Annotated in this window: 15 protein-coding genes; 7 read left to right on the forward strand and 8 right to left on the reverse strand. The window is 74.7% G+C overall.

All coding sequences use genetic code 11. From position 1 onward, the window contains the following. Positions 1-91: 91 nt before the first annotated feature. Positions 92-2,167: an ATP-dependent DNA helicase UvrD2 gene (locus G339_RS0129495; protein ID WP_019634666.1), complete on the reverse strand. Its 2,076-nt coding sequence runs from the start codon at positions 2,165-2,167 to the stop codon at positions 92-94. Positions 2,168-2,304: 137 nt separating this feature from the next. Between G339_RS0129495 and G339_RS0129500 the strand changes: the two genes are divergently transcribed. After that, complete coding sequence (locus tag G339_RS0129500) at positions 2,305-2,559, forward strand: mycoredoxin (protein ID WP_019634667.1); 255 nt, start codon at positions 2,305-2,307, stop codon at positions 2,557-2,559. 64 nt (positions 2,560-2,623) lie between these two features. Here G339_RS0129500 and nudC read toward each other — a convergent pair whose 3' ends face one another. Both nudC and G339_RS0129510 read right to left on the reverse strand, forming a co-directional pair. Beyond that, entirely contained in the window at positions 2,624-3,538 is a 915-nt protein-coding gene (nudC, locus tag G339_RS0129505; protein ID WP_019634668.1) for an NAD(+) diphosphatase, read from the reverse strand. Between the two features lie 8 nt (positions 3,539-3,546). Then, positions 3,547-4,929: a dipeptidase gene (locus G339_RS0129510; protein ID WP_019634669.1), complete on the reverse strand. Its 1,383-nt coding sequence runs from the start codon at positions 4,927-4,929 to the stop codon at positions 3,547-3,549. 221 nt (positions 4,930-5,150) lie between these two features. On the opposite strand from G339_RS0129510, the gene G339_RS0129515 reads away from it, so the two are divergent. Further along, positions 5,151-5,414, forward strand: a complete 264-nt coding sequence (locus tag G339_RS0129515) for a DUF4031 domain-containing protein (protein ID WP_019634670.1) — start codon at positions 5,151-5,153, stop codon at positions 5,412-5,414. A gap of 197 nt (positions 5,415-5,611) precedes the next feature. Next, positions 5,612-6,130 carry a hypothetical protein gene (locus G339_RS0129520; protein WP_019634671.1) on the forward strand — a complete coding sequence of 173 codons (519 nt, stop codon included), beginning with the start codon at positions 5,612-5,614 and terminating at the stop codon, positions 6,128-6,130. A gap of 18 nt (positions 6,131-6,148) precedes the next feature. Here G339_RS0129520 and G339_RS0129525 read toward each other — a convergent pair whose 3' ends face one another. After that, complete coding sequence (locus G339_RS0129525; protein WP_019634672.1) at positions 6,149-6,757, reverse strand: HD domain-containing protein; 609 nt, start codon at positions 6,755-6,757, stop codon at positions 6,149-6,151. Positions 6,758-6,858: 101 nt separating this feature from the next. Here G339_RS0129525 and G339_RS0129530 point away from each other — a divergent pair, with 101 nt between their 5' ends. Genes G339_RS0129530 through G339_RS0129540 form a run of 3 tightly spaced genes read left to right on the forward strand, consistent with a single transcriptional unit; the run spans position 6,859 to position 11,134 of the window. Beyond that, positions 6,859-8,010 carry an ATP-grasp domain-containing protein gene (locus G339_RS0129530; RefSeq protein WP_019634673.1) on the forward strand — a complete coding sequence of 384 codons (1,152 nt, stop codon included), beginning with the start codon at positions 6,859-6,861 and terminating at the stop codon, positions 8,008-8,010. Then, complete coding sequence (locus G339_RS0129535) at positions 8,007-9,542, forward strand: IucA/IucC family protein (protein ID WP_019634674.1); 1,536 nt, start codon at positions 8,007-8,009, stop codon at positions 9,540-9,542. Before G339_RS0129530 ends, G339_RS0129535 begins: the two co-directional genes overlap by 4 nt. Further along, positions 9,533-11,134 (forward strand): IucA/IucC family protein, encoded by a 1,602-nt coding sequence (locus G339_RS0129540; protein ID WP_019634675.1) that lies wholly within the window; start codon positions 9,533-9,535, stop codon positions 11,132-11,134. The genes G339_RS0129535 and G339_RS0129540 overlap by 10 nt, the downstream gene beginning before the upstream one ends. A gap of 13 nt (positions 11,135-11,147) precedes the next feature. On the opposite strand, the gene G339_RS0129545 is transcribed toward G339_RS0129540, so the two are convergent. Further along, a complete protein-coding gene (locus G339_RS0129545) occupies positions 11,148-11,345 on the reverse strand; it encodes a helix-hairpin-helix domain-containing protein (protein ID WP_019634676.1) in 198 nt (65 codons plus the stop codon). A gap of 160 nt (positions 11,346-11,505) precedes the next feature. Between G339_RS0129545 and G339_RS0129550 the strand changes: the two genes are divergently transcribed. Continuing rightward, a complete protein-coding gene (locus G339_RS0129550; RefSeq protein ID WP_019634677.1) occupies positions 11,506-13,074 on the forward strand; it encodes an AMP-binding protein in 1,569 nt (522 codons plus the stop codon). 4 nt (positions 13,075-13,078) lie between these two features. Here the strand turns inward: G339_RS0129550 and G339_RS0129555 are convergent, their stop codons facing one another. The 3 genes from G339_RS0129555 to G339_RS0129565 form a co-directional block, all read right to left on the reverse strand. Next, the gene (locus tag G339_RS0129555; protein ID WP_019634678.1) at positions 13,079-13,387 is read right to left on the reverse strand and encodes a hypothetical protein; all 309 of its coding nucleotides are present in this window, start codon (positions 13,385-13,387) and stop codon (positions 13,079-13,081) included. 63 nt (positions 13,388-13,450) lie between these two features. Continuing rightward, complete coding sequence (locus G339_RS0129560) at positions 13,451-14,230, reverse strand: class I SAM-dependent methyltransferase (RefSeq protein WP_019634679.1); 780 nt, start codon at positions 14,228-14,230, stop codon at positions 13,451-13,453. A 189-nt stretch (positions 14,231-14,419) separates the two neighbouring features. Further along, positions 14,420-15,349, reverse strand: coding sequence for a metal-dependent hydrolase (locus G339_RS0129565; RefSeq protein WP_051107999.1), 930 nt, complete (start codon positions 15,347-15,349; stop codon positions 14,420-14,422). Between the last annotated feature and the right edge of the window lie 78 nt (positions 15,350-15,427).

The raw sequence follows: 15,427 nt of genomic DNA on the forward strand, positions 1-15,427 counted from the left end.
GTCCGCTCACCCCCGATGGCGTTGGTCACTGCCGATCCGGCACGAATCACATCAGATGTCCGACACGCTCCACTCCCGCTGGCGCCGGGGTTCAGCCGCAGAGGTTGAGGACCGCGTCGCCGTAGCGGTCGAGTTTGACGCGGCCGACGCCGGGGATCTGGGCGAGTTCTTCCAGGGAGCCGGGGGCTCGTTCGGCGATGGCCTGGAGGGTCGCGTCGGTGAAGACGACGTAGGCGGGGACCTTCTGCTCGGCGGAGACCTCCGCGCGCCAGTCCTTCAGGGCGAGCAGGACGTCCTCGTTCAGTTCGGACGGGCAGTCCTCGCAGCGGCCGAGCTTGCGTTCCACCGCCGCCGTCAGCGGACGGCCGCAGACGCGGCACGGCTGCGGGCCGGTGGCGCGGCGGGGGCGTTTCGCGCGGTCCACCGGGGCGGGGCTCGGCGTGGACGTCCTGCCGGACAGGCCGTCCAGGAAGCGGGACGGGCGGCGGCCGCGCGCGCCGCCGGGCGACCGCGCCAGCGCCCACGACAGCGTCAGGTGCTCGCGCGCCCGCGTCACCCCGACGTACAGCAGGCGGCGCTCCTCCTCCACCTGCTCGGGCGTCTCGGCGTAGACGATCGGCATCATGCCCTCGGTCAGGCCGACGAGGAACACCGCGTCCCATTCCAGGCCCTTCGCGGCGTGCAGCGACGCCAGCGTGACGCCCTCCAGCGGCGGCGCGTGCTGCGCGGCGGCGCGGGTCTCCAGCTCGGCGACGAAGTCGGGCAGGGCCGCGCGCGGGTTCTCGGCGGCCATGTCCTCCGCGAGCTGCGCGAGCGCGGCCAGCGACTCCCAGCGGGCGCGGGCCGCGCCGGACCCGTCCGGCGGGCGCTCGCTGAACCCGACGCCGGTCAGCACGTGCCGGACGGTGCGGACGAGCCCGGTGCCGTCGGTCTCGGCGTCCGCCCCGGCCCGCGCCGCGCCGCGCAGCGCGAACACCGCCTGCCGGACCTCCTGCCGCTCGAAGAACCGCTCCGCGCCGCGCACGACGTACGGGACGTCGAGCGCGGCGAACGCCGTCTCGTACACCTCCGACTGCGCGTTGATGCGGAACAGCACGGCGATCTCCCGCGCGGGCACGCCCTTCTCGATGAGCGCGCGCGCCCGGCGGGCGACGTCCTCCGCCTCGGCGACCTCGTCGTCGTGGGCGGCGAAGTCGGGCGCGGGCCCGTCGGCGCGCTGCGCGACCAGGTCCAGTTTGTGGCGCTTGGCCGCCTCGCCGCGCGCCTGCCCGATGACGTCGTTGGCGAGCCGCACGACCTGCGGCGTGGAGCGGTAGTCCCGGACGAGCTTCACCACGGTCGCGTCGGGGAAGTCGCGGGTGAAGTCGAGCAGGTAGGCCGGGGTCGCGCCGGTGAACGAGTAGATGGTCTGGTTCGGGTCGCCCACGACGCACACGTCGTCGCGGTCGCCGCGCCAGGTGTCCAGCAGGAGCTTCTGCAGCGGGTTGACGTCCTGGAACTCGTCCACCACGAAGTGCTGGTACTGCGCGCGGACCTCGCGGGCCACCTCGGGGTGCTCGGTGAGGATCGCGGCGGTCAGCTCCAGCATCCCCTCGAAGTCGAGCAGGTTGCGTTCGCGGCGGAGCTGCTCGTACATCGCGTAGACGTTGGCGATGTCCACGACGCTCGCGGCGGAGCGGCGGCCGGCGCGGGCGACGGCGGCCGCGTAGTCCTCCGGGCGGTGCTGGGTGACCTTCGCCCACTCGATCTCGTCGGCCATCTCGCGCAGCTCGGTGCGGCCGGGCGACATCGAGCAGGCGCGGGCGGCGTCCGCGACGAGCGGGATCTTGGACTTCAGGATCGTCGGCGGCTCCCCGCCGACCACCCGCGGCCAGAAGTAGGTGAGCTGCCGCAGCGCCGCCGCGTGGAACGTGCGGGCCTGCACGCCCGCCGCGCCGAGCCGCGCCAGCCGCCCGCGCAGCTCGCCCGCCGCGCGGTTGGTGAACGTCAGCGCGAGGACGCGCTGCGGGACCATCCGCCCGGTGAGGATGCCGTAGGCGATCCGGTGGGTGATCGCCCGCGTCTTGCCGGTTCCGGCTCCGGCGAGCACGCACACCGGACCCCGCACGGCCTCGGCGACCGCGCGCTGTTCCGGGTCGAGGCCCGCGAGCACCGCCTGTGCGTCCATGACCGTCATCCTTCCAGGACTGGGGGCGGCGCCGCCGCCGGGCCGCCGGGGTGTGGATAACCTCCGGAATGGGGGCCGGGCCGCCGGTGTTGTTCGGTGCGCCCGCCGAGAGACGTCCGACAAGGAGACACGCGCCGATGGCCACGCCGCTCACGATGTATACGACGACCTGGTGTGGGTTCTGCCGCCGCCTGAAGAGCCAGCTCGCCCGCGAGGGCATCGAGATGGTCGAGATCGACATCGAGCGCGACCCCGCCGCCGCCGAGTTCGTGATGAGCGTGAACGGCGGGAACCAGACGGTGCCGACGGTGACGATCGGCGACGACGTGGTGCTGACCAACCCCAGCGCCAAGGAGGTCAAGCGCCACCTCCAGGAGCTGGGCGCGCTCTGACGCCGCGCCGAAGGCCCGTCCGGAACGTTCCGGACGGGCCTTCGGCCTGTCAGAACACCCGTGGTCAGAACGCCCGCGTCTGCGGCAGCGGGCCGCCGTACCAGCGCTCGATGAGCTGCGCGGCGATCGACACCGCGCCGGGCGTGACGATCTCGCCGGACTCGACGGCGGCGCGCAGCTCGTCGCGGCCGTACCATCCGGCGTCGCTGATCTCCGCGCCGTCCAGGACGAGGTCGGCCGGGCCGTCGAGCCGCGCGAAGAACCCCAGCATGAGGCTCTGCGGCAGCGGCCACGGCTGGCTGCCGAGGTACTCGACGTCGCGGACGCCGACGCCGACCTCCTCGCGGACCTCGCGGGCGACGGCCTGCTCCAGCGACTCGCCGGGCTCCACGAACCCGGCGAGGATCGACCGGCGGTCGGCGGGCCACTGCGGGCCGCGCGCGAGCAGGACGCGGTCGGCGTCGTCGCGGACGAGCATGATCACGGCCGGGTCGAGGCGCGGGTAGTGCTCGCCGCCGTCGTTCGGGCAGACGCGGACGTGCCCGGCGGCGGCGACAACCGTCTCCGTGCCGCAGCGCGGGCAGAAGCGGTTCGCGGCGTGCCAGTTCGCCAGCGCGACGGCGTGGGTGAGCAGGCCGGAGTCGCGGTCGGACAGCAGCGCGCCGAGGCGGCGCAGCCCGCCCCGGTCGGCGCCCTCGACGTCCGGGAGCGGTCCCGCGACGGCGAAGTACGGGACGCCGTCGTCGGCGGAGCCGAGGTACCAGGGGTCGCCGGGCGGCGCGTCGGCGGGCGCGACGGTGATCAGGGCGGGTTCGGGGGTCGAGGCGACGAGCGTCCGCCCGTCCTCGACCACGAGCACGCGGGCGCGCGGGTCCTTCCACATTTCGGCGAGGCGGTCCTCGTCGCGGCGCAGTTCGGCGCGCCGGTCGAGGTCGCCGCGCGCGAGCGCCAGCCAGGGGAGGGCGGAATCGTCGGTCACGGTGTACCTCAACGCAGCGCGGTCGCGAGTTCGTCCCACAGGTGCGCGACGGCCTCCGCGCCCTTGAGCAGCAGCGGGATCTCGACCTTCTCGTTGGGGGCGTGGATGCGGTCGTCGTTCAGGCCGACCGCGAGGAACACCAGCGGCGCGCCCAGGATCTCGGCGAGGTCCGCCTCGGGGCCGCTGCCGCCCTCGCGGGTGAACAGGACCTCGCGGCCGAACGCCTTCTCCATCGCGGCGCGGGCGGCGCGGACGGCGGGCGAGCCGATCGGGGACGCGCACGCGCGGACGCCGCCGCCGGGGATTGTCACCTCGACCTCGACGCCCGGCGGGGTGTGCGCGGCGGCCCACGCCCGGAACTGCTCCTGGACGCGCACCGGGTCCTGTCCGGCGACGAGCCGGAACGAGACCTTCGCGTGCGCCTCGCGGGGGACGATCGTCTTGCCGCCGGGGCCGGTGTGCCCGCCCCACATACCGTTGACCTCGGCGGTCGGCCGCGCCCAGACGCGCTCCAGCGTCGTGAAGCCGGCCTCGCCCGCGGCGGCGCGGCTGTTCCCGGCGGTGCGCAGCCAGGCGTCCTCGTCGAAGGGGAGCTTGGCGAACAGGGCGCGCTCCTCGTCAGTCAGCTCCACGACGTCGTCGTAGAAACCGGGGAGCGTGACGCGGCCGTGCTCGTCGTGCAGCGCGGCGATCATGCCCGCGAGGGCGTGCAGCGGGTTCGGGACCGCGCCGCCGAACGAGCCGGAGTGCAGGTCGGTGTCGGGGCCGCGGACGGTCAGCTCGGCCTCGGTCAGACCGCGCATTCCCGTACACATCGACGGGACGTCCGCCGCCCACATCGTCGTGTCGCTGATGACGACGACATCGCACGCGAGCCGGTCGCGGCGCTCCCGCAACAGCTCCGCGAAGTGGATCGACCCGGACTCCTCCTCGCCCTCCACCAGCAGCTTCAGCGTGACGGGCGGCGCGTCGGCCCCGGCCGCGGCCATCCCCGCGCGCAGCCCCAGCGTGTGGAAGAACACCTGCCCCTTGTCGTCGGACGAGCCGCGCCCGACCAGCCGGTCGCCGCGCTCGACGGGCTCGAACGGGTCCGTCTCCCACGCCTCGCGCGGATCGACGGGCTGCACGTCGTGATGCCCGTACACCAGCGCCGCCGGCGCGCCCGGATCGGCGGCGGGCCACTCGGCGAACACGGCGGGCAGGCCGCCGGTCTCCCAGACCTCCACGGTCGGGAACCCGGTGCGGCGCAGGTGCGCGGCCAGCCACTCGGCGGAGCGCCGTACGTCCCCGGCGTGCGCGGGGTCGCCGGAGATCGACGGGATCGCCAGCCACTCCTTCAACTCCGCGAGGAACGCTTCCCGCTGCCCTTCGATATAGCCGACGACGTCCACCGGCCCCCCTCACCTCTCGACACTGCATGGCACTCTAGGCAGTGTTTCAAAGTCCCGGCCTACGGCCCTCGCCTGGCGGCTCGGGCCTGACCGGGCCTGTGCGAGCGCGGCATCGCTCCGCGATCTGCCCGGTGAAGCTCGCCTCCGGCGTCGCTTCACCGGGCAGTTGACGCACTCGCGCTGTGGCTAAGGCACATTGGAAGCCTTCAGGAGGTGAGTGCGTGATCCTGATCGACCCCCCGCTGTGGCCGGCCCGGGGACGGGTGTGGTCGCACCTGGTCAGCGACGTCTCGTTCGACGAGCTGCACGCGTTCGCGGCGGCCCTCGGCGTCCCGCCGCGCGCGTTCGAGCGCGACCACTACGACGTCCCCGCGGAGCTGTACGACGCGGCCGTCTCGGCGGGCGCGAACGCCGTCGGCTGCCAGGAACTCCTGGCCCGCCTGACGGCCGCGGGCCTCCGCCGCCGCAAATTCGCCCGGCGCTGACTGCGGCCGCGGCACAGATTCGACATTTCACTAATTATCGACTCATCCAACCCTGCGGCGAAAATAGCCGCGCACTTCGCGCGGCCTGATCCGGCCACGCCGCGCACAGTTCTCCTGAGCTACGATCGTCCCGCCATGGCGTGTTTTCGCCTCCGCACGACAAGGGGCGGACACGCTCATATTCGGGGAGTGGAAACATGCGAAACAACTCAGCGCCGGGCAAGGTCGCGATCGTCCTCGGCGCAGCCGCCGCACTCGTCGTCACACCGCCGGCGTCGTCGGCGCTGGCGTCCGCTCCGCGGCAGCAGCACACCATGAGCGCGACGGGCGTCTACGGGATCGGACTGTACGCGCAGCAGGGCACCGGGTACACGCTGCAGGCGTACGTCCACGACACCAAGAGCGACGGCTATTGCGCGGAGGTCTGGCTCGACTTCACCACCGATCCGCACGAGCACCACGGTCCCCTCATGACCTATGCCTGCGGCACCGGGGTGGACGGCTGGGGGAGCACCCGGCACGCCGTCAGCTCGAAGCACAAGATCAAGTCGTTCCGAATGGCGATCTGCCGTGCGAAGAAGCCTTGGGTGCGCTATTCGAAGAAGAACCAGGTCTCGCGTCCCGTGAATTGCAAGGAGTGGAACAACCGGAACGCGAAGGGCTGGGCCGTCCTTGCGTGGCAGGCGAACGACGCCAAGATCACGTCTGTTCACTGACGCACCCGACGCCGGCGGTCAGGCGTTGAGGAGGGTCAGTTCGGTTTCGAGGTTGGCGCGGGCGCGGGTCTCGAAGCGGGTTATGGCTTCGGGGGTGCGGTAGAGGGTCGGGGCGGCGAGGAGGTTGCGGAGGATTTCGGCGCGGCCCGCGCGGAAGATCTCTTCGGGGATGAAGGCGTACTCCTCGCGGACGGCGGCGGCGTAGGCGGCGTAGGTCGCCGGGTCCGCGCCGAGGACGGCGAGGTCCGCGTCGCAGAGGACCTCGCCGTTGGCGTCGCCGGGCTCGGGGTCGTGGGTGGCGGTGAGGCGGACGAGGCGGGCGACCTCGGCGATCACCGCCTCGGGCAGGTCGGTGCGGCCGAGGGTGCGGACGGCGAGGCGGGCGCTGCGCTCCTCGTTGTCGGCGCGGGACGGGTCGTACACCGCGTCGTGGAACCAGGCGGCGAGCCGGACGGCGTCGGCGTCGGCGGCGTGCGCGGCCAGCTCGTCCACCAGGTCGAGGACGGCGGTCAGGTGCGCGGCGGTGTGGTATCGGCGGTGCGGTTCGGCGTAGCGGGCGGCGAGGTCGGCGCCGATGCGGCGCGTCTCGGCCCCGGCGAGCGCGGTCCACCGGTCGAGGACGTCCATGCGCCCATCATCTCGCGCGTTCCCGCGCGCGGCCCCGAGCGGCGGGCCTATGATGACCACGCTCAGTTAGGTAAGGCTTACCTCACTCTGAAAGGGAGGCCGTGGCCGCCTCGCTGTATCTCGCCGCCGGGAAGGTCACCGACGCCGTCACGCACGGCTTCCTGCCCGCCGCCGCGCGGCTCGGCGTGCCCGTCGTGCTGCTCACCGACCGGCCCGCCGCGCACGCCGCCGTGTTCGACGGCCCGGTCGTGCGCTGCGACGTCACCGACCACCGGGCGATCGTCGCGGCCGCCGAAGACGGGCCGGAACCGCTCGGGATCTTCACCAACAGCGACTTCCTGCAGTCCCCCGCCGCGCTCGCCGCCGACTACTTCGGGCTGCCCGGCAAGGACTGGCGCGCCGCGCTGCGCGCCAAGGACAAGCTGCTCGCGCGGCGGCACCTCGCGGCGCTCGACCCGGTGTTCGCGGCCCCCGCCGACCGGGTGCCCGCCGGTGCGCCGTACCCGCTCGTCCTCAAGCCGCGCGCGGGCGTGGCCAGCGAAGACGTCGTCCTCGTCCGGGACGCGGCGGAGCTGGCGGCGCGGCGCGCGGAGATCGCGGCGCGGCGGGACGATCCGCTGATCGTGGAGGAGTACCTGCCGGGCGAACTGCACACGCTGGAGACGCTGGGCGACGGGACGGAACTGCGCGTCCTCGGTTCGTTCCGGACGGCGCTGTCACCGCCGCCGCACTTCGTGGAGGAGCGGCTGGAGTGGGCCGCGCCGCCGCCGGAGAGCGCGGCGGTGCTCACGCTGCTCGGCGCGCTCGGCGTCGGGTTCGGGGCGTGCCACACCGAGTTCGTCGTCCACGCGGGCCGGGCGCGGATCATCGAGGTGAACTACCGGCTGATCGGGGACCACTGCGACTTCCTGCTCGCGGAACTGCTGGGCGTGCCGCTGTTCGAGCAGATCCTGGGCGTGCATCTGGGGCGTCCGCTGCCGCCGCCCGTCCCCGCGCCGGGGCTGGCCGCCGTCGCCGAACCGGTGCTCGCGGAGCGGCCCGGCACGCTGGCGGCGGCGCCGGGGCCGTGGGAGGGCGACGACGGCGGCGTCCGCGTCCGGTACCTGCCGCAGCGGGCCGTGGGCGACGCCGTGGCGGTGACGCGCACCAACCGCGACTATCTCGGGACGATCCGGGCGATCGGCCCGGACGCGACGGCGGTGGACGCGGCCGTCGCCCGGTTCCGCGCCGCGCACGCGTGGACCGTCGCTTGACCGACGCCGGCGCCGTGGAGGCCGTCCTGGCCGCGCGGGTGCTGGAGGCGCTGCTGCGCGAGGACTACGGCGGGCTGCGATCCCGGGTGCGGGCGGGCGCGCTCGCGCTGCCGGGCCGCGCGGTGCCGCTGGCGCGGCCCGGGTTCCTCGCGGACTGGGCGGTGGACGCGGCCGGGCTGCGGCTCGCGGACGTGCTCGCCGCCGTCCGCGCGCTCGCGGACCCGCGCGACGACGTCGCCGCGTTCGAGCGCGAGTGCGCCGCCGCCCTCGCCGCGCACCGCGCCGACGCCGCGCTGCTCCCCCGCACGCTCGCGCGGCTGCGCGGCGCCGACCGGCTCGGGCCGGGGGTGTTCTACGAGACGCTGGCGGCGTTCGCGGGGCATCCGGTGCATCCGCTGGGCCGGGCGCGGACGGGCCTGAGCGCCGCCGACCTGGAACGCCACGCGCCCGAGTACGCGCCGGAGTTCGCGCTGCGCTGGGCCGAAGTCGGCGGAGACCGCGTCACGGCGGGAACGCTCCCGGACTTCTGGCCGGACGGCCTGTTCCCGGTGCATCCGCTGGCCGTGCCGCTCGTCGCCGCCGAGCCCGGCGCGCGGGTGCTGCCCGCCGACGCGGTGCCGCCCGTCCGGGTCCGGCCGACGCTGTCGATGCGGACGGTCGTCGCGGCCACCGGTGAGCACGTCAAAGTGCCGCTGCCGACGAGCACGCTCGGGCTCCGCAACATCCGCACGATCAAGCCCGCGACGCTCGGGGACGGCGCGCTCGCCGAACGGCTGCTGCGCCGCGTCCTGGAGCGCGAACCGCACCTGCCCGTCCTGCTCGCGGACGAGCAGACCTACGGGCACGCCGGATCGCCGCTGCTGGCGTACCTGGTCCGGCGGTTCCCGGCGGCGACGGCGGGGCGGCACGTCGTTCCCGTCGCGGCGCTGCTCGCCGACGATCCGGACGGCGGGCCGGTCATCGCGCGGTGGGACGTCCGGGCGCTGTTCCGCGCGTTCCTGGACGCGCTGTTCGCGTGGAACGTCACCCTTTTCCGGTACGGGATCGCGTTGGAGGCGCACCAGCAGAACGTCGCGCTCGTCCTCGGGGACGACCCCCGCGACCTCCGGCTGCTGATCAAGGACAATGACGGGGCGATGGTCGATCCCGCCCGGCTCGCCGCCCGCCTTCGCACCCGCGACGATCCCGCGCCGTTCGCCGACGCCCGGATGCGCACCGCCGACCCGGGCGCGCTCGCCCGCGTCTTCACCACCATCACCCTGCACCTGTGCGCCGCCGCGCCCGCGTTCGGGCTCGCCGCGCGCGGGCTGCTGCCGGACGCGGTCGCGCTCGTCCGGGACCGGCTCGCCGCCGCCCTGGGCCCGGGCGACGCGTTCCTGCGCGCCGCGACGCTCGACGCCCCGCGCCTGCCCGGCAAGGCGATGCTCACCGCCGGGACGCTCGTCGACAAGGCGCGCACCGGCGCGGCCGACATCAACAAGCACTACGGCCCCAGTGGGCCGAACTACCTCCGGGACGAACCGTGCTCCTGACCCACCGGACCGTGACCGCCGACGAGGCGACCGCGACCGCGCTGCTGAACTGCCTCGTCCGCGAGGTGTGCGCCCCCGACCGCCAGGTCTGGGCGGACGGCCGCCGCCTGGTGCTGCGGCTGCCGCGCGCCGGGGTGCTGCTGCGGGCGGGACTCGCGCGGCCACCGGTGGGGCCGACGTTCCGGCTCGTCCCGCCGGTGGAGGAGCGGCGCGGCGACCGGTGGGCGGCGGCGGACTGGGAACGGCTCGCTGATCTGGCCGCCGGTGAACTGGAACTGGCGACGGGCCGCGCCAACCCCGAGTTCCCCGGCCAGGTCCGCGACAGCCACGCCGCGCTCGACGCGATCCTGGCGGCGCGCGCGGCGTCCCCCGCCGCCGACGCCGATCCGTACCTGGCGTCGGAGCGGTCACTCGTCGCGGGGCACCGGTTCCACCCGTCGCCCAAGGCGCGGCAGGGCGCGCCCGCCGACTGGCTGCCGTACGCGCCGGAGACCGGGACGCGGTTCCGCGCCCGGTGGCTCGCGGTGCGCGCGGACGCGCTCGCGTCCGGCGGCGACGGCGCCGCGTTCGCCGGGCTGGACGCGCTCGGGCCGCCCGTCCCCGCCGGGTACCGGGCGCTTCCGGTGCATCCGTGGCAGTTCGCGCTGCTCGCGGACCGGCCCGTCCTGCGCCGTGCGCTCGCCGCCGGGCTCGTCCGCGACCTGGGCGCGGGCGGGCCGGAGCTGTTCCCGACCGCGTCCGTCCGGACCGTGTACGCGCCCGCCGCCGACGTGTTCCTCAAGTTCAGCCTGGACGTCCGCATCACCAACTGCGTCCGCAAGAACGCCTGGTACGAGCTGGACGGCGCGGTGCTGCTGGACCGGCTGCTGCGGCCCGTCTTCGCCCGGCTCGACGGGTGCGCGCTGCTCGCCGAGCCCGCCTACCGCACCGCCGCGCTCGCGGACGCGCGGCTGTACGAGGGGTTCGGGACGATCCTGCGCGAGGGCGTCGGCGGGCTCGCGGGCACGCCGCTGCTCGCCGCCGCGCTCGCCGACCCGTACGGGACCGTCCTGGCGTCCCTGCCGCCGCTGGCGACGCCGGACGGCGCCGCGCGGTGGTGGGACGCCTACGTCCGGCTGCTGCTGCGGCCCGTCCTGGCCGCGTGCCTCGACCACGGCGTCATCCTCGAACCGCACCTGCAGAACGTGCTGATGGCCGTGGACGGCGACGGGATGCCCGTGCAGGCGGTGTTCCGCGACCTGGAGGGCACCAAGCTGACGGCCGGTCGGTGGGACCTGCGCGACGTGGACGCCACCGTGCGCGACGCCGTCGCCTACGACGCCGAGCGCGGCTGGAACCGGGTCGTGTACTGCCTGTTCGTGAACCACCTCGCGGAGGTCGCGGCGGCCGTCGCGGACCTGCACCCGGCGCTGGACCGCGACCTGTGGCGGGCGGTGCGGCGGGCGCTGACCGGCTCCGGCCACGCCGACCGGCCCGGCGTGCGGGCGCTGCTGGCGGGCGTCCCGTTCCCGGCGAAGGCGAACCTGCGGGCCCGCTGGTCGCGCAGCGCGGACCGCGCGGCGACCTACGTCCCGGCCCGGAACCCCCTCTGAGCGCGGACGCGGGTCAGCCGGGGTCCGCGCGGAAGGACAGGCCGTGCTCGGCCAGGGCCTCGCGCAGGGTCGCGAGCGCCTTCGGCCCCATTCCGTGCAGGTCCGCGACCTCGCGTTCGGTGGCCGTGGCGAGGCTTTCCAGGTCGTCGTATCCGGCGTTGGCGAGGGCGCGGCGCGCGGGCGCCGCGGTCTTCGGCAGCGGAGTGCTCATCGGGTGGACCTCCGGGCGGTGGACGGTTCCTCCATGCTTACCGTCCGGGTCCGTCATTTCCCGGCCGGGGCGGGGGCGCGGGCGGCGGTACTGTACCGGCGTAGGCGCGCTATGGCCGGGTATGTCGGAGTTCTCTCCGCCCTGAGACAGGAGTGACCGCATGTCGTCCTCACTCGTCACGCTGGCGCGCAACGTCCTCGCGGCGGGGGTGGTGCGGCCGGACCGGCTGGCGCGCATCCCGCTCCAGCTCGTCCGGTTCGGGCCGGTTCCGGCGACGCTCGGGGCGGTCGCGGCGCTCCGGTTCCCCGACCGGGCGGCGGTGATCGACGAACGCGGGGCGGTGACCTGCGCGGAGCTGGAGCACGGCGCGGCCGCGCTCGCCACCGCGCTGCGCGACGCGCCGGGGCGGGACGGGCGGATCGGCGTGCTGTGCCGCAACCACCGCGAGTTCGTCACGGCCGTCCTCGGGCTGTCGCGGCTCGGCAACGACGTGGTCCTGCTGAACACCGACTTCTCCGCGCCGCAGCTCGGCGAGGTCCTGGACCGCGAGCGCGTGACGGTGCTCGTCCACGACGGCGAGTTCGACGCGGTCGTGGACGAGTCCGGGTTCGGCGGCCTGCGCGTCCACGGCGACGGCGCGGACGGGGAGCGGCCGTCGGTCGCCGCGCTCGTGGCGGCGGTCGGCGAACCCCGCCCGATGACGGCCGAGCGCGCCGGGAAGCTCGTCATCATGACGTCCGGGACGACCGGCACGCCGAAGGGCGCCCGGCACGACTACGCGCTGCCCGCGCTCGCGGCGGGCGCGCTGAGCTTCGCGCTGCGCGTGCCGGTGCGGTCCGGTGCGCCGATCGTCGTCGCGCCGCCGCTGTTCCACGTGCTCGGGTTCGGGCTGCTCAACGCGGGTCTCGCGCTCGGCTGCCCGGTCGTGCTGGCCCGCCGCTTCGACCCGGCCGCGACGCTCGCCGCGATCGAGCGGCACGGCGCGGAGACGCTCGTCGCGGTGCCCGTCATGCTGCGGCGGCTGCTGGACGTGCCGGACGGCTCGCGCCCGGCGTCGCTGCGCGCGGTGCTCGTCGGCGGCGCGGCGCTCCTGCCGCACCTGTCGGAGGAGTTCATGGACGCGTTCGGCGACGTCCTGCACAACGTGTACGGCGCGACGGAGACGGGCTGGGCGGCGATCTCCACGCCCGCCGACCTGCGCGCCGCGCCCGGCACGGTCGGCCGGCCGACGCTCGGCATCACCCTGCGCATCCTCGACGAGGACGGCCGCGCGCTCCCGGCCGGCGAGACCGGCGAGATCTACACCAGCGGCGGCCTCCGGTTCGCCGGGTACACCGGCGGCGGCGCGAAGCGGCTCCGCGACGGCCTGACCGCGACCGGCGACCTCGGCCACCTCGACGCGGCCGGGCGGCTGTTCGTGGACGGCCGCGCCGACGACATGATCGTCTCCGGCGGCGAGAACGTCTTCCCCGCCGAGGTCGAGGACCTGCTGAACCGCCACCCGGACGTCGCCGAGGCCAGCGTCACCGGCGTGCCCGACGACGAGTGGGGCCAGCGCCTCGCCGCCCACGTCGTCCGCGCCCCCGGCGCGACCGTCACCGCCGACGCCCTCCGCACCCACGTCAAACGCCGCCTGGCCCGCTACAAGGTCCCCCGCGACATCACCTTCGTGGAAGAACTCCCCCGCACCAGCACCGGCAAAGTCCGCAAAAAAGCCCTCCGCACCTGAGCGGTCAGGCGGCGTGGGATTTGGCGGCTAGGCAGATTCTGGCGAGGTCGTTGAGGGCTTCGGTGCGGCGTTCGTCCAGGGGGCGGTCGTCGTCGGGGGTTGATTCGGCGAGGGTGTCGATGACCAGGGAGAAGATCGGCCATTCGTGGGGGCCTATGGCGCCCTGGAAGTCGACGGGGCCGTCGGCCAGGGCGTCCAGGTCCAGGTTGCGGGCGAAGGTCGCCAGGGCGGCCTCGGCCGCGACGACGCCGATGCGCATGGCCAGCGCCGCGGGTTCGCGGTCCGGGGGAAGGACGGTGCCGCTAGAAAGCATGTTCGATAAGATAGGGCACCCGGAGGCGTCGCGTCGAACGTTTGCGCGAATGCGCCGGGTGGTTCACCCAACAATCGCCTGAAGGTGCAGGTACGTGTGGGTGAAGTGGATTTCGCCGTCCTGGCGTACCGGGCGCATGCCGGTCGCGGGGCCGCCGTCGAGTTCGGCGGCGAGTTCGGCGCGGATGCGGGCGGCGGCGTCGTCGGGCGTCCGCGCGGACGCGAGCCAGGTCTCCAGCGGGCGGACGACGTCGAACCGCTCGGTCCGCTTCACCTCGGCCCCGGACGCCGCGACGAGTTCGGCGACGCGCTCCTCGGTGAGCAGCGTCCCGTGCGACGGGTCGCGGAGGCGCTCGATGCGGTCGGGGTCGCCGTCGAGTCCGGCGGGCCGCACGATGTCCGCGATGATCAGCGCCGCGCCGGGCCGACCGACGCGCGCCATCTCCGCGATCATCGCGGCGGGGTCGGCGACCTGGTGGGTGGAGAACCGCGTGACGACGAGCGTGAACGACCGGTCGAGGTAGGGCAGCGCGGTGGCGTCCCCGCGCGTGAAGGTGACGTTGGTGCGGCCGTCGCGGTCGGCGTCGGCCTTGCCCTGGGCGAGCATCGCGGGCGTCAGGTCGAGCGCGGTGACGTGCCGGACGCGCGGCGCGAGCGCCCGCGCGACGATGCCCGTCCCGGCGGCGACCTCCAGGACGACGTCCTCCAGGTCCAGTTCGGGGTCGGCGAAGGCGAGCAGCCGGTCCAGATGGCGGACGAACGCGATGTTCAGCTTCGGGTCGGCGAACGTGACCGCCTGCTTGGTGAACTCGGTGACGATCTTCTCGTCGTGGCTCGTCGGCACGCCGCCTCCTCGGGTCGATGCCCGGATCATCCCTGAAACCGGGCGGCGTGACCAGAGCCGGTGACAGCCCTCACACGGCGGCGGCACCCCGGCGCGGGCGCGGCGGAACGGCCGCCGACCAGCGGCGACGGCGGACCGCCCCGCTACACGCAGCGCGCCAGGTCGTCGGGGTCCGGGCGGTGGTCCTGGTCAGGCCGCGCCCGCCGCCGCGCGGGCCGCCGGGGAGCGCCGCAGGTACTCCAGCGCGATCTCCGTCGAGCAGACCTTCGACGGGTGGTGCCCCGGCCGCAGGTACGTCAGCCCCTCGCGCAGGAACATCGTCGCCATCGCCGGGACGTGCCCCTTGCGCACCGACGCCCGGTACGAGCGGCGGACGCGCCGGAACGTCACCGGCACGGTGATCGACGGATCGCGGCGCAGCAGCTCGAACGTGCCCTGCACGAGCGCCAGCGACAGCAGCGCCGTCGCGACCGCCCACGACGCGGCGCGCAGCGGGTACCCGCCGCCGAGCGCGGTGTAGACGTCGAACACGACGGACCGGTGCTCGACCTCCTCGGCCCCGTGCCAGCGGAACAGGTCGAGCATCGTCGGGTCGGCGCCCGCCCGGTCCAGCCCGTCGTTCTCGATGATCCACTGCCCGACGACGGCCGTGTAGTGCTCGATCGCGCTGACCGCGCCCAGCTCGAACCGCAGCCGCCGCCGGAACCGGCGCGGGTCGGTGCGCGCCAGCTCGGCCATCGCCGTCGCGCGTTCGGCGAGCTTGGCGTGCGCGGCGTCGGTGAGGTGCGCGGTGGGCAGGCCGTCGCGGGCGAGCAGCCGGTCAAGGACGCCCTGGTGGCTGCGGGAGTGGACCATCTCCTGGCCGACGAAGCCCTTGACCTCCGCGCGCAGCCGCTCGTCGGCGACGTACGGGAGCGCGTCCCGCACGCACTGGATGAACCACTTCTCGCCGGTCGTCAGCAGAATTTGGAATGCGTTGACGAGATGCGTGGCGACCGGCGCGCCCGGAATCCAGTGCAGCGGCGTCTCTTCCCAGTCGAACGCGACCCGCCGCGTCCTGATCTGCGGATGCCGCTCGTCCACCGGCACCGTGCCGCTCTCCGCCCCAGCAGCGACCATGCGTCCGCCCAGCCTTTCCCGACGTATTTCCGACGAGCGACAAGGGAACCAGGAACGCCCGCGCGGCGACAGCGAGGC

The organism is Actinomadura atramentaria DSM 43919 (genome assembly GCF_000381885.1).
GTDB classification, from domain to species: domain Bacteria; phylum Actinomycetota; class Actinomycetes; order Streptosporangiales; family Streptosporangiaceae; genus Spirillospora; species Spirillospora atramentaria.

Excerpts from the sequence above, each read along its gene's own strand:
- G339_RS0129495 (WP_019634666.1), bottom strand. The coding sequence starts at position 2,167 with ATGGACGCACAGGCGGTGCTCGCGGGCCTCGACCCGGAACAGCGCGCG.
- G339_RS0129500 (WP_019634667.1), top strand. The coding sequence starts at position 2,305 with ATGGCCACGCCGCTCACGATGTATACGACGACCTGGTGTGGGTTCTGC.
- G339_RS0129520 (WP_019634671.1), top strand. The coding sequence starts at position 5,612 with ATGCGAAACAACTCAGCGCCGGGCAAGGTCGCGATCGTCCTCGGCGCA.
- G339_RS0129525 (WP_019634672.1), bottom strand. The coding sequence starts at position 6,757 with ATGGACGTCCTCGACCGGTGGACCGCGCTCGCCGGGGCCGAGACGCGC.
- G339_RS0129545 (WP_019634676.1), bottom strand. The coding sequence starts at position 11,345 with ATGAGCACTCCGCTGCCGAAGACCGCGGCGCCCGCGCGCCGCGCCCTC.
- G339_RS0129550 (WP_019634677.1), top strand. The coding sequence starts at position 11,506 with ATGTCGTCCTCACTCGTCACGCTGGCGCGCAACGTCCTCGCGGCGGGG.
- G339_RS0129555 (WP_019634678.1), bottom strand. The coding sequence starts at position 13,387 with ATGCTTTCTAGCGGCACCGTCCTTCCCCCGGACCGCGAACCCGCGGCG.
- G339_RS0129565 (WP_051107999.1), bottom strand. The coding sequence starts at position 15,349 with ATGGTCGCTGCTGGGGCGGAGAGCGGCACGGTGCCGGTGGACGAGCGG.